A 20,354-nucleotide genomic window follows, 5' to 3' on the forward strand; every position below is an offset into this window, starting at 1 on the left:
TTATGCTAGGTCATAAACCAGATCGCATTAGCGAGTATGAGTTCTCTATTGGTGTGCGAGTTACACACTGGATACGCTTTTTATCCATAACGTTTCTGGTCGTGAGCGGATATTATCTCTCTTACGTTTTTATAAGTCCAGAGATTGCTAGCGGACCTGTAAATTTTATGAACGCAAAATGGCGTATGGCTCATCAGATCGCAGGCTTTGTGCTTATAGCAGTTACGATATTTAAAATTTATCTGTTTATATTTGATAAACATAGCCGTAAAGAGGTCATGAGTGTAGTTGATTTTTTAAATCCATCTGTGTGGATAAAACAGATTAAATACTATCTATTTTTAGGAGAACACCCAAAGATAAAAGGTGTCTATAACCCCTTGCAGTTTGCCTCTTATCTATTCTTTTACACCGTGTTAATACTCATCTGTTTAACAGGTCTTGTGCTTTATACACACGTATATCACGATGGTTTTGGTGGACTTATCTATCAACCGATGAGAGAGATAGAGAAAATTTTAGGCGGTCTTGCAAATGTCAGGACAATACATAGAATTTGTATGTGGGTTATTATGATATTTGTGCCAATTCACGTTTATATGGCAGTATTTAATGCGGTTAAGAGCAAAGACGGAGCAATGGACGCGATCGTAAGCGGTTATAAATTTAAAAAAGAGCATTGATGAGAGTGCTAGTGCTTGGTATTGGCAATGTGATGTTTGGTGATGAGGGCGTTGGTGTGCATTTTGTTAAAATGATGGAGCGGGATTTTAAATTTCATTCAGATTTGCACAAGATTAGCTTTATTGACGGTGGCACTTTAGCCATCGCCCTTACGCCGATAATCGCTGAGTATGATCGTCTTATCGTAGTTGATTGTATTAATGCTGATGATGGCGAAGTGGGAGATGTCTATTTTTTTGATTTTGAACAAATTCCTCCTAAAATTTCTTGGAATGGCTCCGCTCACGAAGTAGAAATGCTTCAAACTTTACAACTTATGAGCCTAAATGGCGATATGCCACTCACTAAAATTTTAGCTATAGTGCCAAGCCGTATAGAGCCTATGAGTTTTGAGCTTTCATCTGCTGTACAAAAAGGCGTAAAAACTATGGAAAAAGCTTTACTTTCGCACCTTTGTGAGTTTGGATTTGAGTGTGAAAGAGTGGCGAATTTTAGCGTTTGTGATATGGCAAATGAGTATAAGACAAAAGGTTTGTATGACTTTAAAATTTAGCTTTACATATTTAAACTCAAATGATAACTTTGTATTTTTTCTAAATTTTTATGCACAAAAGAGTGGACTAGAGTATACCATTGTGCGTGAAAATAGGCAGATAATACTAAGTGTAAGTGGCGATGAAGATGAGCTTTTAGCCTTTGCAGACACACTTGCAGTAGCCGTCCCACACTCTGTGTTTTTATCAATTTCAAATGTAGTTGCGAGTGATGAAATAGTGCAAAAAGGCGAATATGAATTTAAAAATAGCCTTGCAAATATAACTCCAAGAGTGATAAATGCCTTTAAAAATGGTAAGCTAATCCCTTGTGAAAATAGCGTATTTAGCGATATTTGCGTGTTTGTAAACGATGAGTTTATAAATGTAAATGAGAGTAATTTTTATGAGCTTTTAAGTTTTGCCATTTTAAATTTAGAGCAAAATAGAGTGATTAAACTAAAAGATAATGTGGGTGAGTTTGAGTTATTAAATTTCAGTGAGTTAAGTTACGATTTTACCGCTGTAATACCAACAAATTTAAAGAATCTACCCAAAATTTTTATAGCCGATGAAAACATTCAAGTCGCACTTGCAAGCTATGAAAAACCGGCCGTCAGACTGAAAACTAATGCGATTTATAGACAAAACCACAAAGATGCACCGCACTTTTTTGATGTAGTGACAGCTCGTGAAATATTTACTTACGCACTTTGCGAAAAAATCTATCAAAATGGTATTAATTTTATCGCTTTAAAGACACAAGTACCGCTTTTTAAGACAGTTGTTTTAGAAAGCGGCTATCTAGTACAAAACGCACAAATGTTTTACAAAGATAGTGTATATAAGTTGATAAATAATTCAAAAGAGCCAAACTTAACTAGCTTTTACTTAGCACAAAAAGAACTAGAACTAGATGAAAAAGGTGGAATTTTTCGCATATTTTTATCTAAATTTAGAGATGATGAGATGAAAATTTATCGCTCAAACGACAATTTTGATGTAATAAATTTAAATATACCACTGTCATTTCAGAAGCTTTTTAGAAGTATCGAACAAGAGCATGGTGGAGACAGACTGCTTAACAACTATTCTCAAAATTTTACTTTGCCAAATGGTGACATAGATACACCACAAAGCTTTTTCGCACTTTTTTGTATCATAGGTGTATTGCTTAATTTTGATAATGATTTTAAAAAAGCAGGTGAAAGATTGATAGAAAATGCGATGGATTTTAACGGCATAAAAGGTGTTAGAGTAGATTTTAAGATGTCTAGCAAAAGCGAGTTTGATACAATAAAACTTATAAGAAGTGTTATGAGCTTTCGTTTGGCTGGGGTTGATAATAAAATTTTAAGCTATGGCATAGTTGAGTCATTCGTTCATTTTTTAAGTGATATTTGTTATTCTTTGCAAGATAATTTTAAGCTTAAAGATGTTTTACTGAGTGGCTCACTCTTTGAGAGCAAGACGCTTGCAAACCTTACATTAAAATACCTTAAACTTAATATGAACGTAAAATTTAGTAGCGAGTTTTCACTTGAAGAGATGTTTTAGATATGAGATTTCAGGATTAGTTCAAGGCGTTGGATTTCGCCCATTTGTCTATACTTTGGCTCTTAGATTTAACCTTTTTGGCGAAGTTTATAATGATGATGAGGGGGTTAAACTCGCTCTTTTTGGAGAGCTTGAAAATATAGAAAAATTTGAAAAGGCTTTGTTTGCCGAGTTACCAAATTTGGCTCGCATTGATGAGTTTAAAAAACGAATAAGTAATGAGAAATTTGATAAATTTAGTATCATAGTTTCAAAGTCGGCTACCAAACAAGCCCCCATCTTACCTGACTTTGCTCTGTGTAGCGACTGTGAACGTGAATTTTATGATCCAAATGACCCACGCTATCACTATGCATTTATAAATTGTACCAACTGCGGTCCACGTTTTTCCATCATAAAGTCTTTGCCATACGACCGCAAAAATACAACGATGGATAAATTTAATATGTGTGAGTTTTGTGGTAGCGGATATACTAATCCATTAAATCGTCGCTATCACGCTCAGCCAGTCTCGTGCCCAAACTGCGGACCAATGCTATTTTTAAAAGATATGAATGGTGAAATTTTAAATATACAAAATGAAGCAGTAAAAATGGCAGCGGAACTGATAAATAGTGGTAATATTTTAGCCATTAAAGGACTTGGGGGCTTTCATCTAGTTTGTAGTGCACAAGATGAGAGTGTGATAAATAGACTAAGAATACGTAAAAATCGTCTTAAGAAACCCTTTGCTATAATGTGTAAAAACTTGCATAATGCAAAAAAATATGCCGAAATTTCAACTGCTGAGGAGCGACTGCTAACTTCAAATTTAAAACCAATCGTGATACTTAACTCACGACAAAATTCACCACTTCCACCAAACCTAGCTCCAAATTTAGATAAAATCGGTATATTTTTACCATACACTGGCATTCATCTATTACTTTTTGAGTGGCTAGAATGCGATATAATCGCCACATCAGCAAACATATCGGGCGAACCTATAATCTATAACGATAGCGATTTGCGACAAAAACTTGACGGTGTAGTTGATTATTATTTAGATAATGATAGAGAAATTTACTCTCCTAATGATGACAGTATTGTTTATTTGCTTGGTAGTAAGCCTGTATTTTTACGCACAAGCCGCGGAGTAAATCCTAAATTTATACATACAAATTTTAAAAAGCAAGGCACATTTTTAGCCGTTGGAGCAGAGCTTAAAAATCAGTTTGCCATCTATAAAAATGGTGAAGTAATGATAAGCCCGTATATAGGCGATCTTAAAAATATCGCAACGTTTGAGCGATTTGATTCACTTATAAGGATGTTTGAATGTACTTATGAGCTAAAATTTGACGCTATAATTGCTGATTTGCACCCACATTTTTTAAATTTAAAATGGGCAAAGGATAAAATAGAACAAAATAGCCTTAAGTGGATCAAAACCGATCATCAAAGCAGCTCATCTAAGTCGTTGTTGTCGTTTAGAAAATTGTGTCTTAATCCAAAATTTAAAAATATAAATTTAATTCAGGTTCAGCACCATTATGCACATTTACTCTCCGTAATATTTGAAAATGAGCTAGATTCAAGCAAAGAGTATCTTGGCTTTTGCTTTGATGGTACAGGATACGGAACAGATGGCACGATATGGGGTGGAGAGGTAATGATAGTAAATAGTAAAAACTACGAGAGAATCTACTATTTTGACGAGTTTTTACTAATAGGTGGCGAGAGTAGCATAAAAAATATATGGCAGATAGCCTACTCAATTATCTTAAAATATGGCTTAAAAAGCGTTGCCACAGAGTTTTTAGCTAAATTTGATGATAAAAAATTAATAAATTTAAAAACTATCTACGATCATGAGCTAAACTGCGTTACTACAAGCTCACTTGGGCGGATATTTGATGCATTTGGTAGCATTGTTTTAGGCATTGATAGCGTGAGTTACGAGGGCGAAGTAGGTATGGAGCTTGAAGCACTTTATGACAAAAATATAAAGAAAAGTTACAAATTTGAAATTTTTGAGAATAAAATTTTATTTAAAGACGCTTTTATAGGAGCTTTTAAAGATGATAAGGTAACAGCTGCGAGTGCATTTATCAACGGAATTTGTGATATTATAATTCAAATAGCAACAACGCAAAGTAGAGAAATTTTACTCTCAGGTGGCGTTTTCCAGAATAAAATTTTGGTTGAAAAAATTATAAATAAATTTAAGCAAAATAGTGTAAAATATTACTTAAATAAAGATTTTCCCACAAACGACTCGTCAGTTGCGATTGGTCAGCTTATGTTTGTAATAAATTTAATAAAGGAGTGAATATGGAGGATATTATTAGATTTAGTGTATCTTTGCCAAAGCCACTATTAGACGAGCTTGATAAAAAGGTGCGAACGCAGGGCTACGCGTCAAGAAGCGAGTTTACACGTGATCTCATTCGTGACAAGATTGTTAGCGATAGCTGGAATGACGCAATAGAGCAACTTATAGGAGTTTTAACGCTCATTTATACACATCATCAAAATAATCTAGTCAATAAAATGATGGATATAGAACACGACGCAGATATAACTATCGTCTGCACAAATCATATCCATATCGATCACCACAACTGCTTAGAGACGATAACTATGCGTGGAGAGGCCGCAAAGATAGAGCAATTTTCGGATAAGATAGCTGGATTAAAAGGTGTAAAGTTTTCAAAGCTGACAAAAGTCGCTGTACCTGAGTTTTAAGCAAAAATTTGATAGTATTGATTCTTAAAAATTTTAAATTTGAGAGTCAAAATGCGTAATATATTATTTAAAAAATTTATCCAAAGCGAGGCTAGCGGTGGCATACTTCTCATCGCTGCCGCTATCATTGCTATGCTCTTTCAAAATGGCTTTTTGAGTAGTTTTTATAACTCATTTTTGCGTATTGATGTGGGCTTTAAATTTGGTGAGCTTTTGATACAAAAGCCACTCATTTTATGGGTCAATGACGGACTTATGTCTATCTTTTTCTTCATGCTTGGACTTGAGCTTAAACGTGAGCTTATAGAGGGAGAAATGCGAAACCCAGCTCAGATAGTCCTACCGCTAGTCGCTGCGATAGGTGGCATTATTGTCCCTGCACTTGTATTTTATCTATTTAACCACACTGATAGTTTTGCGGCTAAAGGTTGGGCTATACCAACTGCGACAGATACAGCGTTTGCACTTGGTATCATTATGATCTTAGGACGTCGCGTTCCAGCAAGTCTTAAAATTTTCTTAGTTACTCTTTCTATCATAGATGATGTTTGTGCGATCCTTATAATGGCGATATTTTACAGTGGACATCTCTCATTTGTATCTTTTGGTGTGGCAGGACTTGCTATGTTTGGATTGCTTTTATTAAATTTATTAAACATCAACAAAAAGTCCTTTTACTTTGTGCTCGGCGTAATTCTTTGGGTTAGTGTGCTAAAATCAGGTGTCCACGCCACACTTGCTGGCGTCATTGCTGCTCTTTTCATACCGCTAAAATGCAAAAACTCAGATCGCTCACTCTTAAAAGAAGTAGAGCACGACATACACGGCTACATTACATATTTCGTTCTGCCTGTATTTGCCTTTGTTAATGCCGGAATTTCACTAAATGGCATAGGATTAGAACAGCTCACGCACCCAGTCTCATTAGGCATCATACTAGGGCTTGTTGTAGGTAAGCAAATAGGCGTCTTTGGCCTTTGCTACATAACTATAAAGCTAGGATATGCAAGATTGCCAAAATATTGCACTTGGGCGTCATTTTACGGAATTTGTGTGATTACAGGTATAGGCTTTACAATGAGTCTTTTTATAAACTCTCTTGCATATCACGACACCGCTCAGTTTGCATATGCTGATAAACTAGCTGTTCTCATCGCCTCGCTAATCTCAGGAGTATTAGGCTACATCGTGCTTTACTACGCTGGTCGCCACCGTATTATGAAGTGTGTAGAGTGATAAATATTTAACATAACAGCAATCTTTAAAGGCAAGATTATGAATATATTTTATAAAAATTTCTTGGCTACGGAGCTTTCTAAGTGGCAAGAAAATGGCATAGTTGACGAGCACACTGCATATCGTATCGCCAAACAATACGACATAGACACTATACAAAGTAGTAGCTCAAATTTTATCTTAAAGCTCGTAGCATATCTATTTTTAGCTCTATCTTTTATCACATTAATAGGTGCAAACTGGGAAGAGATACCACGTGGAGCACGGCTACTTCTTGTTCTTAGTATGGTTGGGCTTGTAAATTTTGGTGGATATTTTAATCTTAAAAAAGGTAATAAAACTGCTGCAACTGGACTATTTTTCTTAGGTAACCTATGCTATGGAGCTGCCATAGCACTCATAGCTCAAATTTATAATCTTGGCGAACATATGCCAAATGGCGTCTTACTTTGGGCGGTCGGAGCGTTTGTGCTTTCATTAGCCACTACTAAGTCGGTGCTAGTAGCACAAAGCCTTATTTTATCTTTTATTTGGTTTAATATGGAGCTTGACTTTAATTCACTTAGGTATGAGTTTGGCATATTTATTGCATTTAGCATATTTGCTTTGTTTAAAGAAAGCTCAAGACTTCTCATATTTGCTATATTTATCAGCATTTACGCATACATTATAACTATTTTAAGTCACATAAGCTTTGATAGATATCATTATTATTTCTTTTTTGGTGGCAGCGTAGTGTTTTTATCTATGTCATATTCGCTACTTGGCGTTGCAACGGCTTATTTGCTCTCACATTTTAAACGCTATAAAGATGCGGAGTTTTTGTTAAAACTCTCACTACTTTGCGGTATCGCAATATTACTTTTTGCAAATTTAGATTTTTATGGTGATATGCAGACTAAAATTATATTTTATAAAAACTGGCTTGGGCTTTTACATCTTGCTTTTATCGCGTTAACTGTAGTTGTAGCGATTAAACTAAAGCGAGAAATTTTGCTATGGATTGGAGCGATTTTACTTGTCTTGCCTTACGTTATATACTTGCTTAGTGACTATTCACAAGAGCTTTACTCGCTTCTTAGTGTATTAGTAGGTGTTTTCTTAATTAAAAAATGCTATATAACGCAAGGGCTTTGTGTTATATTTATAGTTGCACTTATCCGATATATTGACCTACTTGGCGATTATATTGGTGCGAGTATGCTTTTTTTATTATTTGCGATCATTTTATTAGTGGTATCTAAAAAGCGTAGCATCAAGGCTAAGCAAGGGGCTGTAAAATGAGAGCTAAATTTATCATTTTTGCTATTTTGTTTCAAATTTTAGCCCTGCTTGGTATGTTAGGATACGCCTATGCACCGCTTTATTTTGGCAAGGAGATGAAAGTTGGTGTTAATCTGTATGATCCACGTGATTTTTTGCGAGGTAATTACGTTAAAATCACCTATGACTTTGCAAATAATCTGCCAAAATATATAGACAAAAACACCTCAGTAAGATATGGCACTAAAATTTATATCACATTTAAAAAAGACGAAAATGGTACATTTGTGCGTGATGGATATAGCTTTGAAAAGCCTAAAAATGCCGAGTCCTTCGTCGTTGGGCGGTTTGATGGTTATTATTATAAATTTGGCACAGAAACATTTTTTATGTCGCCACAAGCTGCCAAGAAGATGGAGAGTGATATGCGTAAATACGGCGGTTATGCTATTTTGATGGTAAGCAAAAATGGCAATGCACGCATAAAGGAGCTTTTTCCGAGCAATCAACCACGCCCTGATGCACAAAATTTGATTAGCCCATAAAAGCAAATATAAACATTGATAAAACTACAGCATTAACTATGGCTAAGATTGAGCAAAATGTTACACAAAATAAAGACAATAATGAGGGGTTGATTTTAGAAACAAATACGACTTTGCCGTAAAAATGTATTTTAATGTGAAATAAAAATTATAAATTTATCATAAAATAAGGTATATTTTATCTTTTCAGGATTATAATCAATTAAAAATTTAAATTTAAGGAACCTCAAATGTGTAAAGACTGCGGATGTTCTTTGAATGGACACTCACACATACATACTCATGCTGATGATGCTAATCACGCACATGTGCATAATCATCTTAGCGAATATATGGGTGCTGACTCACGCGACCATACTCATGAAAGCCACGCTCATCCTGTGCTAAATGAGAGTAAAACGGTTGAAGTTATAACTAAAATTTTATCTCAAAATGACGCAGAAGCAACACATAATAGAAAGCATTTAGAACAGCACGGCATAATGTGTATTAATCTTATGAGTAGCCCAGGTGCCGGTAAGACAACGCTTTTAGAAGCCACTATAAAAAGTGGTAAATTTAAGATAGGTGTTGTTGAGGGTGATCTCGAGACTAATCAAGACGCTGACCGTATTATCAAAGCAGGGGCTGTTGCTTATCAAATAAGCACAGGTCAGGCGTGTCATCTGGATGCATTTATGGTGCATAGTGGACTTCATCACTTACCACTAAATGAGCTTGATTTAGTATTTGTCGAAAATGTCGGCAACCTAGTCTGTCCTGCTAGTTACGATGTGGGAGCACACTTTAATGTAGTGCTTCTATCCGTTCCAGAGGGTAGCGATAAGGTGAGTAAATACCCAGTTATGTTTCGTGCAGCCGATCTCATTATTATCACTAAAACATCACTTTTACCGCACTTTGACTTTGATATGGCAAAGGTTAAAGACGACGCCAGAAAACTAAATCCAAAAGTAGACATTATAGAGCTTGACAGTAAGAGCGGTGATGGTGTAGAGCGGTGGCTAAACTATCTTAAATTTAAAAAAGAGTTACGATAATGTGCCTTTCAATACCTTCAAAAGTCATAGAAATTGATGAAAATAACGTTGCACTCGTTGAGACGCTTGGAGTGCAAAGACGCATTAGCCTTGATCTTATCGCAGAACCTGTGGTTGCTGGTGAATACGTACTTATCCATGTGGGCTATGCAATGGAAAAAATTGACACTCAATATGCCTTAGAGAGCATTGAAATTTATCGCCAAATGGCTGACGATATGAAAAATGGTGTAATAGACGCAGATGATGGCGATATGGGTCTACGCGATATGCAAATGCGTGAAATATTAAGTCTTAGCAAGAGTGAAAATGAAGCTTGATCTTATAAATGAGTTTCGTGATAAGAAGCTTATTTTAACCTTGAGTGAGCTTATTAAAAAAGAGAGTATAAAGCCACTAAATATTATGGAAATTTGTGGTGGTCATACTCATAGTATTATGAAATTTGCTTTACCACAACTTGTTGGAGAGTATATAAACTTTATCCATGGACCCGGCTGTCCAGTCTGCGTGATGCCTAAATCTCGCATAGATGAGGCTATAAAACTAGCCTCTATAAAAGACGTTATCCTTTGTACTTTGGCCGATATGCTAAGAGTGCCTGGTTCACATACAAGTCTGCAAAGATTACGCGGTGAAGGTGCTGATATACGTGCACTTTACACGCCACTTGACTGCTTAAAAATCGCACAAGAAAATCCAGATAAAAAAGTAATATTTTTTGCCATAGGCTTTGAGACGACAACGCCGATGAGTGCAAATGTAGTGCAAAAGACAGTGGAACTAAATTTAAAAAACTTATTTTTTCACATAAATCACATCGTAGTTCCTCAGCCGATCTGTGCAATAATGAATGATGAAAATGTCAATATTGACGCATTTTTAGGACCTAGTCACGTTAGCGTCATTACAGGATATGGCATATATGAAAGCATTGCAAATAGATATAAAAAACCTATCGCCGTGAGCGGATTTGAACCACTTGACATAATGGATAGTGTGCTAAATTTAGTTCGTCAGCAAAACGCAGGAACACATAAAGTATATAATGAATATGCTCGTGTGGTTACAAAAGATGGAAATTTAAAGGCAAAAGCGCTTATACAGCGGTATTTTGAGCCGTGTGACTTTGAGTGGCGTGGGCTTGGACTTATTGCACAAAGTGGCTTAAAACTGCGTGATGAGTTTGCCTATCTTGACGCAAGGCTTGTCTTTGACTGCTCTGTTGTTAGTAAAAGTGAGAGTAAGGCCTGTATCTGTGGTGAAATTTTACGCGGTCGTGCAAAGCCGTTTGACTGCAAAATTTTTGCCAAAGCTTGCACTCCAAAAAGTCCGGTTGGCTCATGTATGGTGTCAAGCGAAGGTGCGTGTGCGGCGTATTTTAAATATGCAAAGGAAGTCGTGTGAGAGTAATGCTAAGCCACGGTGGTGGCGGTGAGGAGATGAACTCACTTATAAATGAAACGATATTTAAGATTTTTAATAATGACATTTTGCGTGAGAGTAATGACTCTGCGGTGTTAAAAATGCAAAATAAACTTGCATTTAGCACAGATAGCTTCGTTGTAACGCCGATATTTTTCAGCGGTGGCGACATAGGAAAGATCGCTGCTTGTGGTACTATCAATGACCTTGCGATGGTTGGAGCAAAAGCTAAATATCTAAGTTGTGCCTTAATCATTGAAGAGGGTTTAGAGCTTAGTGAACTTAAGGCGGTGCTTGATTCGCTTGCTAAGATATGCCGCGATAATGACGTAAAAGTCGTTTGCGGTGATACAAAGGTCGTGCCAAAGGGCAAATGCGATAAAATTTTTATCAACACATCAGGTATCGGCGAGATAATAGCTGATGATATCAAGCTTTCAAATTTAAAAGCAGGTGCGAAAATACTACTATCGGGTGATATAGGCAGACACGGAGCAGTAATACTAGCAAACAGAGAGGAGCTAAAGCTAAATAGCACCTTGCAAAGCGACTGCAAAAGCCTAAAATACGTCGTAGAAGCTCTTATTAAAAGTAATATAAAGCCACAGTGTATGCGTGATGCAACACGTGGCGGATTAAGTGCTGTGCTCAATGAGTGGGCTAAGTTTAGTGGGCTTAATATATTTGTAAGGGAAGAGAACATCAAAGTCAGCGACGAAGTTCTGGGTGTATGTGAACTGTTTGGATTTGAACCATATGAACTAGCAAATGAAGGCACTTTCGTTCTTGCAGTTGATGAAGCTGATGAGGTAAAAGCACTTGAAATTTTGCATAAATTTGATACAAATGCAGCTGTGATAGGCGAAGTTATGAGCGAGAAAAGAGGGCGAGTGATAATACAAAATGCCTACGGTTCAAAGCGATTTTTAGAGCCACCAAAGGGCGAGTTGCTCCCACGAATTTGCTAAATTTATAAATGGAAAGGCTAGCATGCACGAGTTAAGCATCGCTCAAAGTCTACTAACACTTTGCGAAGATAACGCTAAAAAGCAAAATGCGAGTAAAATAAGTAAAATTTTCATCAAAATAGGGCGACTAAGTGGTGTTGAAGCACACTATTTGCAAAATGCCTTTGATGTTTGTAAGGCTGAGAGTATTTGTGAGGAGTCAGAGCTAATCATTGAAGTGCAAAATATAGTTATAAAATGCAACGAATGCGGTAAGCAAAACGAGCTAAATAAAAATGAGTTTATCTGTCCGAAGTGTGGTAGTAGCGATCTTGTGGTAATAGATGGCGAAGATATGATGCTTATGCGACTTGAGATGAGCTAATAGCTATTCTGTCAAATTTTAAATTTATTTAACTTCGTAGAAATTTAATAAAACTTTATCAGGGAGCCTTGTCTCATAGCAGACAAATATTGCTCTCCATCCATTTGCACCTTGGATTGTAGGTTTCAAATTTAGTAACTGTTGCGAAATATACGTATTTTGGATCGACGATCTTGCCTTTAGCTGCCTCTTTTGCTATATCTGGATCGCTGATATGTCTCATACCGCTGTTTTTTATATAAATTTGAGCACTATCATCAAGCTTTATAGCGTATCGTGCAAGTTAGCTCAGTTAACCCATCTGGGCGAATTACTTGGCTATTTATGCCATATGGTAGCACCTCGCCGTTTAGTTTATCGCTGACTTTTCCACCTTTGATGTAGATAAGTTTGCGTAGTCCGCAATCATCGTCTTTGCCTACTATTTATCATAAAGGTTAGTTATAGCTTGGGTTGTTTGATATCTTTACCGAAATATCAACTTCATTTAGGCTAAGTAAGTCAAATGAAATAAGTGAAACTAATGTAAAAATTAGTTTTTTCATTATAGCTCCTTTCTAAAATCATAAGAGTAAGATATAAGTTTTCATAAATTTAATTTTTAAATTTTTATATAGATTATGTATTTTATTACAATCGATACACAGAGCAACACTATCTAAATTTAGTATGTTTTGTGGCTTTTTTGAGTATCATCAAAATCATTTATTTCAAGCTGTGCGTTTTTCTTTGATGCTGCAAGTGTATCAGTTAGCCAAGAGTGCTATAGCTCTTTACATTGAAGTAAGCTAAGCAAAATGGTCTCATCTGGCCCTATTATCATATATTAAGAGTTTTAACTCCACTCTTTTTTGTTGCAGGGGCTTGATACCCCGTTGAAGTTATTGCCATTTTTCTCTCCTTTTATGGTTTAGCTTATTTTAATGGTTATAAGAGTTCGTTTTCCAGCATAAATTTGCCACTTTTTGTTATTTTTTAAAGCTTGTCGTAGTAATGCTTAAGACAAATAAAAATAAATGATATAAAAGTTAAAAATAAGTTTATAAGACTTGATCTTAAAAATTTGAAGCTTATAAATATAAAAAGATAGTGTAAAAAACGAGCTTTTATTTGAAATTTATGACTAAAAAGGCTAAAAAATCGCACTTTTTTGCAAAAAAAATTTTAAAAAGTTCGAATTTTAGGCTTAAAACTATTGTTTTTTTTGAAAAAAGATTGTAAAATTGCGATATTACAACTTCTTAAAAGGATGAACTATGAAAAAAGCTGAATTTATTCAGGCTGTTGCCGACAAGGCTGGTCTTTCAAAAAAAGATACTTTAAAGGCTGTTGATGCTACTTTAGAAGCTATCACTACTCTATTAGAGAAGGGTGATTCAGTAAGCTTTATAGGATTTGGCACATTCAGCACAGCTGATCGTGCTGCTAGAAAAGCAAGAGTTCCAGGAACTAAGAAAGTTATCGATGTTCCAGCAAGTAAAGCTGTTAAATTTAAAGTTGGTAAAAAACTTAAAGACGCAGTAGCTACTTCAGCAACTAAAAAAAGTAAGAAGAAATAATCCTAAGCCCTTATATAAGGGCTTTTTATATAAATTTAATGCCCGAGTGGTGAAACTGGTAGACGCGCTAGACTCAAAATCTAGTAAGGGTAACCTTGTGTCGGTTCAAGTCCGACTTCGGGCACCATTACTTAAATAATAAACTTCCAATTCGTATCATATTTGAACCACATTTTATAGCTAGTTTATAGTCGCTACTCATACCCATAGAGCAGATACTCGCACCTTGTGGTTTTAGCGTTTCATAAATTTTGTAGCTTAGCTCAAAACTTTTTTGCACTTCACGCATATCATCACTGTGAGCTCCTATACTCATTATGCCTTTTAAATTTATATTTTTACACTCGTTTTGAATAAGTTCGTAAATTTCGACTGCATTTTGCGGTGAAACACCTTGTTTGCTATCTTCATTGGCTGAGTTAATTTGAAGCAGGGTATCGAGTTTGTAATCAAGCCTTTTATTTACTTCATATGCTCGCTCAAAACTATCGCAACTCTGCCACAGAGTAGGGCGTAGGCTAATGAGCTGATTTATCTTATTGCTCTGAAGCCGTCCTATCATATGCCACTTTATATCAGTGATATCAGATAGCTCAATTTGCTTTTTGGCTATCTCTTGCACTCTATTTTCGCCATATATGAGTTGACCTTGGGAATGTAGGAAACGCACATCATCGCTTGAGACATATTTGCTGACGGCAACTAGTACTATATCACTATTTAACTTATAAATTTCATCTAAAAATTTAGCCAAATTTATCACTGAGTCACTCCACTAAGTCTCACAACATCGTTGTATAGCCCAAGACCCATTAGCCCAAGTAGTATCACCCAGCCACAATATGTCAGACCTACATATACACGTTCATTGATCTTGCGGCCAGACATTAGCTCATAAAGATTAAATAATATGTGTCCGCCATCAAGTGCAGGTATAGGTAATAAATTTAAAACACCTAAATTTACAGATATGAGTGCGACTATGATGAGCAATACCGGTAGGCTTACCTGAGCTGCCTTTGATGTTATATCAGCCATTTGCACGATACCACCAACATCTTTGAGTGGTACCGAGCCATTTATGAGTTTTGAAAAGCTTTTAAATATCAGCCTTGAAGCCTCCACTGTTTCATCCCAAGCAAATTTAAAAGTATCAAAACCATTGTAGGTAAGCTTTATTGTCTTACCGCTTGGTGATATACCTATGAGTGGGCGACTAATCTCTTCGTTAAAGATGTTACGAGTTGTGCCAATGAGTGGGGTAAGTGTTAGTGTTAAGACTTTGCCGTCTCGCTCTATCTCTAGAGTAAGTGGCTCAGTGCTTACACATTTGCTTATCTCATCCCATTGTCTAATACTCTTGCCATTTATGCTTAAAATTTTATCATCTTTGATTATCCCTGCTATCGCTCCTGCTGAATTTTCAGCCACTCGCCCTACATTTGGTGCTAGTTTATCAACGCCTATAAAACCAAGCGTAATGTAGAGTAAAAATGCCAATATAAAGTTAAAAAATGGGCCAGCAAATAGTATAAATATCCGCCCAAGTGGTTTAATTGTATTGTAGCTATCTTTATCGTAGTTTTTTTCACTTGGATCAGCATCATCTTGTCCTTTTAGTTGTACGTATCCGCCAAGTGGTATGGCACTTAGGCAGTACTCAGTCGCTCCGATACGCTTTTTATAAATTTTTTCGCCAAAACCTATACTAAATGTATTGACAGCTACGCCAAATAAACGAGCTACTAAAAAATGTCCTAACTCGTGAAAAAATATTAAAAAGCTAATCGCAAAAATGGTTGCTAAAAAGTAAAATGAATAAGCCCAAAGTCCAAGCAAGAGTAGAGCAATAGTAAAAAGCAATCCTTTCACGCTTAACCCTTTGCTTGTTTTTTAATAAATGCATAGATATACTCAAATCCCGAATACAGCGTAAGTATAACTGCTATCCAAAGTAAAAGATCTGCCCACATCCACTGCATTATAAGCCAACCGATGGCTATCATCTGAAATACAGTTTTTACTTTACCAGCCATAGAGGCACTTAAATTTAACCCCTCACTTGCGATAACTACACGAAAACCAGTTATAAAAAACTCACGTACAAGGATAAGATACACAGCCCAAGGATTAGCCCTATTTATCATCATAAGCCCTAAAAATGCTGCTAATATTAGCATCTTATCGGCTAGTGGGTCAAGTATCTCACCTAATTTTGTCTTTTGATTCCAAGTTCTTGCAATGTATCCATCAAAAAAATCAGTTACGCTTGCGATAACAAAAATCAGCCCTGCAAAGTAGTTTATCCAGCTTATATGGACGCTTACAAGGTGTGTATGTGCATTTATAAGCACATAAAACATAAGCGGTGCTAGTAAAATTCTAAAAAATGCTAAGGCATTTGGTAAATTTATCATTTAAATGTTGTTCCGCCGTCTATTATAAATGAGTGTCCTGTAACCCAAGATGCCTTACTAGAACATAGAAATAGACATGCTCCGGCTAAGTCTGCGGGTTGTCCCATGCGGTTAAGTGGACTTAGCTTTGCTGTCATATTACGTACCTCTTCATAGTTTGTAAATGCCCTTAGAGCATCTGTATCTATCGGTCCACCACTTACGACATTGACGCGGATGTTTTTCTCACCAAGTTCGGTGGCCGCATATCTTACCATCGCCTCAACAGCTGCTTTTGCTGTTCCGTGCCCAGCATAGTTTTCTATATAAACAAGGTTGCCAGTTGAGCTAAGTGAGATGATAGAGCCACCACCGACTTTTTCCATACGTTTAGCTGCCTCTTGTGAGCCGACTACGAAAGCATTTACAGTTGCGGTAAATATATTATTTATGCCACGTGGTTTTAGCTTCATAAATTTAGTGTATCCACCAGCAACTGCACGACCTGAGATTATAGCATTTGAGATGAAAAAATCAACTCTGTCAAAATCTGCGTCAATCTGTAAAAAAAGCTCTTTATAATTTTCTGGTTCAAGGATATTTAGTGCATAAGCTCTTGCTTTTATATTAAATTTAATCTCTAATTCTGCTGCTTGAGCCTTTGCAAGCTCCTCATTTGAATTATATGTGAAAGCTATATTTGCACCGGCTGTTGCAAACTCCTCGACTATGGCACGACCTATGCCACGTGTGCCACCACTTATGACTAAAGTTTTACCTAAAAATTCGTTGTTTTTATCCATTAAAATCCTTTTATTTCGTATAATTTCATAGTTTGTTCTATCTTTGTTAAATTCTCGTTACTTGGGTTGCATAGTGGTAGTCGATACTCAAGAGTTGGTAACAGTCCCGCAATATGCATCGCCGCTTTTATGGGTATTGGATTGCTCTCGCAAAAGAGAATTTTATTTATCGCATAAAGCTCATCGTTTATCGCCTTTGCTTTTATAAATTCATTTTTTAGAGCAAGGTGTGTTAGCTTGGCTATTTTATCAGGCAGTAAATTTGATGTGACAGATATTACGCCTTTACCGCCATTTGAAAGTATAGGATAGTTTATCGCATCTTCACCACTTATGACGATTAGATTGGGCTCGTGAGCGAGTAGATCTACACAACGGTCTATATTGCCAGTTGCTTCTTTAATACCTATGATGTTTTTGCAATCCTTAAAAAGTCTAAAAACTGTGGTAGGCAGTATATCTGAGCTTGTGCGGCCTGGGACATTATAAAGTATCACCGGGATATTGACACTCTCTGAAATCGCCTTGTAGTGCTGATACAATCCTTCTTGCGTTGGTTTATTATAATATGGTGCGACTGATAATATACCATCAGCTCCGTTTGCCTCGGCAAATTTAGCAAGACCAATAGCCTCGTGAGTAGCATTGCTACCAGCTCCTGCGACTACTTTTACGCCTGTGCCTTTGCAAGTATCCACAGCTATTTCTATGCATACTCTATGCTCATCGTGTGTTAGTGTCGCACTCTCGCCAGTCGTGCCTACTGGTATTACTACGTCTATACCATTTTTTATCTGTCTTTTTATTAGTTTTTGAAATGTTGTTTCATCAAGCTTATTATTTTTTATCGGTGTAATGAGTGCTGTCATCGCACCTTGCATTATCGTTTTCAAGCCTCTTCCTTTCTTAGTATGATTGTTGTTTGATGAGCTTTTATAAAGTATTTTTTAGCCATTTTTTGAAGCATTTTTGCGTCTATTGTATCTATATTTTTCTCAAATTTAAATAGTGGCTCTATGCTACCACGTGCAAGATAGCTACCATATAAATTTGCTACACGTGAGGCACTATCAAATGAGTAAATAAAGTCAGTTTTTATTAAATTTTTAACCTTTGTTATGTCATCATCGCTAATTGGCTCACTTTTTATACTATCTATTATCTTATGTATTTGCTTTTCAACATCTTCTGCTGCCACACCAGGGTTGCACTCTGCCAAAAAGATAAATAAATTTTCATCAATGCTTGGCATGTTATAAGCATAAATTTGACTAACAAGTTGTAATTTATCTATCAAAACTTGTTGCAAAATAGAGCTTTTGCCATTTGCTAGATACTCGCTTAATGCATTTAGTCCTACTTGGTCATCGTGATCAAATGGCGGAATTTTATATGCTATGGCTACCATCTGTGTTTGGCTATCTTTGTTTATGATAACTCTTTTTTCACCGTCTTGTTTTGGCTCAATGCAATGCGGTTTAGGCACTTTCTTGCTATTTTTTATCTCTTTAAATTTATCTTTTGCTAGTTCAAATGCCTCTTTTTTACTGACATCGCCACTGATTATCAAAATAGCATTTTGTGGTTGATAAAAACTGGCATGGAACTCTTTAATATCCTCAATACTCCAATTTTCAATGTCCTTTGTAAAACCAATTGGCGTCCAATGATATGGATGATAGATAAATGCATGGTTGTAAAGCCTAAAATACAAATACCCCATTGGATTGTTATCTGTCCGCCATCTACGCTCCTCATACACTACGTCTCGTTCAGGCTGAAATTCCTTATCTTTTAAACTTAAATTTGCCATAAGCTCAGCAAAAAGCTCGAGCGATTTTTCTAAATTTTTATTAGAACATTTTATGAAATAATGAGTATAGTCAAAGCCTGTACTTGCGTTATTTAGTCCACCAAAGCCCTTTGTTATCCTATCAAACTCACCAGCTTTTAAGTTTTTGCTTGATTTAAAATTTAGATGTTCTAGCATATGTGCGATTCCACTTTTGCCCATCGTCTCATTACGTGAACCGACTTTATAAAATACATCAACGCTAATGACTTTTGAGCCTTTATTTACTGGTATATGATAAATTTCAAGCCCATTTTTAAGTTTAGTTTTATTAAATTTTATCAACTTTTTGCCTTTTATTTTTTTATGTTTGCACCAATTGCTTCACTGATATTTGTGTATCCATCACGTTGCATAAGCTCTAAAATTTTTAAATTTATATCACGTGTGATACCTGGTCCTTTGAATATAAAGCTCGTAAAAATTTGCACCAAATTTGCACCCATTTTTATACGCTCATACGCCTCTTCTCCACTATTTATACCGCCACAAGTTACAAGTACTGTCTTGCCGTATAGCTCATCTGCTACTGCCTTAAATAGTTCACGTGATCTTTGTTTTATGACATTGCCACTTAGCCCACCAAAGCTTTGCAAATTTGATGAGTGAGATAGTGAGTAATCAACACTTGTATTATTAACTATCACGCCACTAGCTCCACTATTTATGGCACAAGAGCAAATTTCTATGGCATTTTTATGTGACATATCAGGAGCAATTTTAAGCAAAATAGGTTTTTTTGTAAGCGGTTTTATTCGCCCAAAAAGTTCAGTTATAAACTCGTTTTGTTGTAGATCTCTTAAATTTGGCGTGTTTGGCGATGATAAATTTATTACAAATACATCACAAATATCGCTAAAATCACGCACTAAACTTTCGTAATCATCTATAGCGTTCTCATTTGGAGTGAGCTTATTTTTGCCGATATTTGCCCAAAGTGGCACGACATATGGATAGATTTTACTCACGCGAGATTTGATTTTTACGCTACCTTCGTTGTTAAACCCCATCGCATTTTGGATGCTTTCTTCGTCAATGAGTCTAAAAAGTCGTGGCTTTTCGTTACCATTTTGTGGTTTTGGCGTAAAAGTCCCAAACTCAAGGTGCCCAAAGCCCAAAGCGGTCATAAATGGTATCATTGTAGCATTTTTATCAAAGCCGCCACCTATGCCAACTGGGTTGTTATATATTCCACCAAGGATATTTTGCTGAAGTTTCGCATCGTTTATCACGCATTTGTTTGCGACAAAGCTGAGACTGCCTGGCATTATTTTATTAATTCCAGCCATACCAATCTCTGCGATTTTATGTGCTGTTTCAGGGTCAAACTTAAAAAATATCTTTTTTAGCGTCTCATAATCAAACATTAATAAACCCTTTTTTGTATATAAAATTTTGCGTA

The 20,354-nt window shown here is 36.1% G+C and carries 23 protein-coding genes and 1 tRNA gene; 15 read left to right on the plus strand and 9 right to left on the minus strand.

Going from position 1 to position 20,354, the window contains the following annotated elements:
- The first annotated feature begins 2 nt into the window (after nucleotides 1–2).
- The 13 genes from cybH (at nucleotide 3) to hypA (ending at nucleotide 12,342) form a co-directional block, all read left to right on the plus strand.
- The gene (gene cybH / locus KDE13_RS05625; protein ID WP_212143079.1) at nucleotides 3–683 is read left to right on the plus strand and encodes a Ni/Fe-hydrogenase, b-type cytochrome subunit; all 681 of its coding nucleotides are present in this window, start codon (nucleotides 3–5) and stop codon (nucleotides 681–683) included.
- On the plus strand, nucleotides 683–1,237 hold the full coding sequence (locus KDE13_RS05630) for a HyaD/HybD family hydrogenase maturation endopeptidase (protein WP_212143080.1): 555 nt from the start codon (nucleotides 683–685) through the stop codon (nucleotides 1,235–1,237). The genes cybH and KDE13_RS05630 overlap by 1 nt, the downstream gene beginning before the upstream one ends.
- Nucleotides 1,158–2,774 (plus strand): hypothetical protein, encoded by a 1,617-nt coding sequence (locus KDE13_RS05635; protein ID WP_212143081.1) that lies wholly within the window; start codon nucleotides 1,158–1,160, stop codon nucleotides 2,772–2,774. The genes KDE13_RS05630 and KDE13_RS05635 overlap by 80 nt, the downstream gene beginning before the upstream one ends.
- The gene (hypF, locus tag KDE13_RS05640) at nucleotides 2,758–5,085 is read left to right on the plus strand and encodes a carbamoyltransferase HypF (RefSeq protein ID WP_212143082.1); all 2,328 of its coding nucleotides are present in this window, start codon (nucleotides 2,758–2,760) and stop codon (nucleotides 5,083–5,085) included. The genes KDE13_RS05635 and hypF overlap by 17 nt, the downstream gene beginning before the upstream one ends.
- Before the next feature lie 2 nt (nucleotides 5,086–5,087).
- The gene (gene nikR / locus KDE13_RS05645; protein WP_212143083.1) at nucleotides 5,088–5,501 is read left to right on the plus strand and encodes a nickel-responsive transcriptional regulator NikR; all 414 of its coding nucleotides are present in this window, start codon (nucleotides 5,088–5,090) and stop codon (nucleotides 5,499–5,501) included.
- 51 nt (nucleotides 5,502–5,552) lie between these two features.
- Nucleotides 5,553–6,737: a Na+/H+ antiporter NhaA gene (nhaA, locus tag KDE13_RS05650; RefSeq protein ID WP_212141982.1), complete on the plus strand. Its 1,185-nt coding sequence runs from the start codon at nucleotides 5,553–5,555 to the stop codon at nucleotides 6,735–6,737.
- Nucleotides 6,738–6,776: 39 nt separating this feature from the next.
- The gene (locus KDE13_RS05655) at nucleotides 6,777–8,021 is read left to right on the plus strand and encodes a DUF2157 domain-containing protein (RefSeq protein WP_212143084.1); all 1,245 of its coding nucleotides are present in this window, start codon (nucleotides 6,777–6,779) and stop codon (nucleotides 8,019–8,021) included.
- Nucleotides 8,018–8,545, plus strand: a complete 528-nt coding sequence (locus tag KDE13_RS05660; RefSeq protein ID WP_212143085.1) for a GDYXXLXY domain-containing protein — start codon at nucleotides 8,018–8,020, stop codon at nucleotides 8,543–8,545. Before KDE13_RS05655 ends, KDE13_RS05660 begins: the two co-directional genes overlap by 4 nt.
- Before the next feature lie 230 nt (nucleotides 8,546–8,775).
- A complete protein-coding gene (gene hypB, locus KDE13_RS05665; protein ID WP_212143086.1) occupies nucleotides 8,776–9,585 on the plus strand; it encodes a hydrogenase nickel incorporation protein HypB in 810 nt (269 codons plus the stop codon).
- Nucleotides 9,585–9,905, plus strand: a complete 321-nt coding sequence (locus KDE13_RS05670) for a HypC/HybG/HupF family hydrogenase formation chaperone (protein ID WP_212143087.1) — start codon at nucleotides 9,585–9,587, stop codon at nucleotides 9,903–9,905. The genes hypB and KDE13_RS05670 overlap by 1 nt, the downstream gene beginning before the upstream one ends.
- Nucleotides 9,895–10,992 (plus strand): hydrogenase formation protein HypD, encoded by a 1,098-nt coding sequence (gene hypD, locus KDE13_RS05675; RefSeq protein WP_212143088.1) that lies wholly within the window; start codon nucleotides 9,895–9,897, stop codon nucleotides 10,990–10,992. The genes KDE13_RS05670 and hypD overlap by 11 nt, the downstream gene beginning before the upstream one ends.
- Nucleotides 10,993–10,997: 5 nt before the next feature.
- The gene (gene hypE / locus KDE13_RS05680; protein ID WP_212143198.1) at nucleotides 10,998–11,978 is read left to right on the plus strand and encodes a hydrogenase expression/formation protein HypE; all 981 of its coding nucleotides are present in this window, start codon (nucleotides 10,998–11,000) and stop codon (nucleotides 11,976–11,978) included.
- Nucleotides 11,979–12,000: 22 nt separating this feature from the next.
- Entirely contained in the window at nucleotides 12,001–12,342 is a 342-nt protein-coding gene (hypA, locus tag KDE13_RS05685; RefSeq protein ID WP_212143089.1) for a hydrogenase maturation nickel metallochaperone HypA, read from the plus strand.
- A 73-nt stretch (nucleotides 12,343–12,415) separates the two neighbouring features.
- Here the strand turns inward: hypA and KDE13_RS09565 are convergent, their stop codons facing one another.
- Together KDE13_RS09565 and KDE13_RS09765 are read right to left on the minus strand one after the other, a co-directional pair.
- On the minus strand, nucleotides 12,416–12,565 hold the full coding sequence (locus KDE13_RS09565; protein WP_229204375.1) for a DUF3237 domain-containing protein: 150 nt from the start codon (nucleotides 12,563–12,565) through the stop codon (nucleotides 12,416–12,418).
- A gap of 34 nt (nucleotides 12,566–12,599) precedes the next feature.
- Nucleotides 12,600–12,767: a DUF3237 family protein gene (locus KDE13_RS09765; protein ID WP_338083720.1), complete on the minus strand. Its 168-nt coding sequence runs from the start codon at nucleotides 12,765–12,767 to the stop codon at nucleotides 12,600–12,602.
- Between the two features lie 831 nt (nucleotides 12,768–13,598).
- Here KDE13_RS09765 and KDE13_RS05695 point away from each other — a divergent pair.
- Both KDE13_RS05695 and KDE13_RS05700 read left to right on the plus strand, forming a co-directional pair.
- Nucleotides 13,599–13,901, plus strand: a complete 303-nt coding sequence (locus tag KDE13_RS05695; protein WP_212141137.1) for an HU family DNA-binding protein — start codon at nucleotides 13,599–13,601, stop codon at nucleotides 13,899–13,901.
- 40 nt (nucleotides 13,902–13,941) lie between these two features.
- Nucleotides 13,942–14,028 (plus strand) — tRNA-Leu (locus KDE13_RS05700).
- Here KDE13_RS05700 and KDE13_RS05705 read toward each other — a convergent pair.
- Genes KDE13_RS05705 through KDE13_RS05735 form a run of 7 tightly spaced genes read right to left on the minus strand, consistent with a single transcriptional unit; the run spans nucleotide 14,029 to nucleotide 20,319 of the window.
- Nucleotides 14,029–14,664, minus strand: a complete 636-nt coding sequence (locus KDE13_RS05705) for a YggS family pyridoxal phosphate-dependent enzyme (RefSeq protein ID WP_212143090.1) — start codon at nucleotides 14,662–14,664, stop codon at nucleotides 14,029–14,031.
- Nucleotides 14,661–15,773: an RIP metalloprotease RseP gene (gene rseP, locus KDE13_RS05710; RefSeq protein ID WP_212143091.1), complete on the minus strand. Its 1,113-nt coding sequence runs from the start codon at nucleotides 15,771–15,773 to the stop codon at nucleotides 14,661–14,663. The genes KDE13_RS05705 and rseP overlap by 4 nt, the downstream gene beginning before the upstream one ends.
- 2 nt (nucleotides 15,774–15,775) lie before the next feature.
- Entirely contained in the window at nucleotides 15,776–16,315 is a 540-nt protein-coding gene (gene pgsA, locus KDE13_RS05715; RefSeq protein WP_338083721.1) for a CDP-diacylglycerol--glycerol-3-phosphate 3-phosphatidyltransferase, read from the minus strand.
- Complete coding sequence (locus tag KDE13_RS05720) at nucleotides 16,315–17,100, minus strand: enoyl-ACP reductase (RefSeq protein WP_212141141.1); 786 nt, start codon at nucleotides 17,098–17,100, stop codon at nucleotides 16,315–16,317. Before KDE13_RS05720 ends, pgsA begins: the two co-directional genes overlap by 1 nt.
- Nucleotides 17,100–17,993 carry a 4-hydroxy-tetrahydrodipicolinate synthase gene (gene dapA, locus KDE13_RS05725; protein WP_212143092.1) on the minus strand — a complete coding sequence of 298 codons (894 nt, stop codon included), beginning with the start codon at nucleotides 17,991–17,993 and terminating at the stop codon, nucleotides 17,100–17,102. The genes KDE13_RS05720 and dapA overlap by 1 nt, the downstream gene beginning before the upstream one ends.
- Nucleotides 17,990–19,237 carry a M16 family metallopeptidase gene (locus tag KDE13_RS05730; protein WP_212141143.1) on the minus strand — a complete coding sequence of 416 codons (1,248 nt, stop codon included), beginning with the start codon at nucleotides 19,235–19,237 and terminating at the stop codon, nucleotides 17,990–17,992. The genes dapA and KDE13_RS05730 overlap by 4 nt, the downstream gene beginning before the upstream one ends.
- Before the next feature lie 11 nt (nucleotides 19,238–19,248).
- The gene (locus KDE13_RS05735; protein ID WP_212143093.1) at nucleotides 19,249–20,319 is read right to left on the minus strand and encodes a quinone-dependent dihydroorotate dehydrogenase; all 1,071 of its coding nucleotides are present in this window, start codon (nucleotides 20,317–20,319) and stop codon (nucleotides 19,249–19,251) included.
- Between the last annotated feature and the right edge of the window lie 35 nt (nucleotides 20,320–20,354).

It is taken from the genome of Campylobacter anatolicus (assembly GCF_018145655.1).
Lineage (GTDB): Bacteria > Campylobacterota > Campylobacteria > Campylobacterales > Campylobacteraceae > Campylobacter_A > Campylobacter_A anatolicus.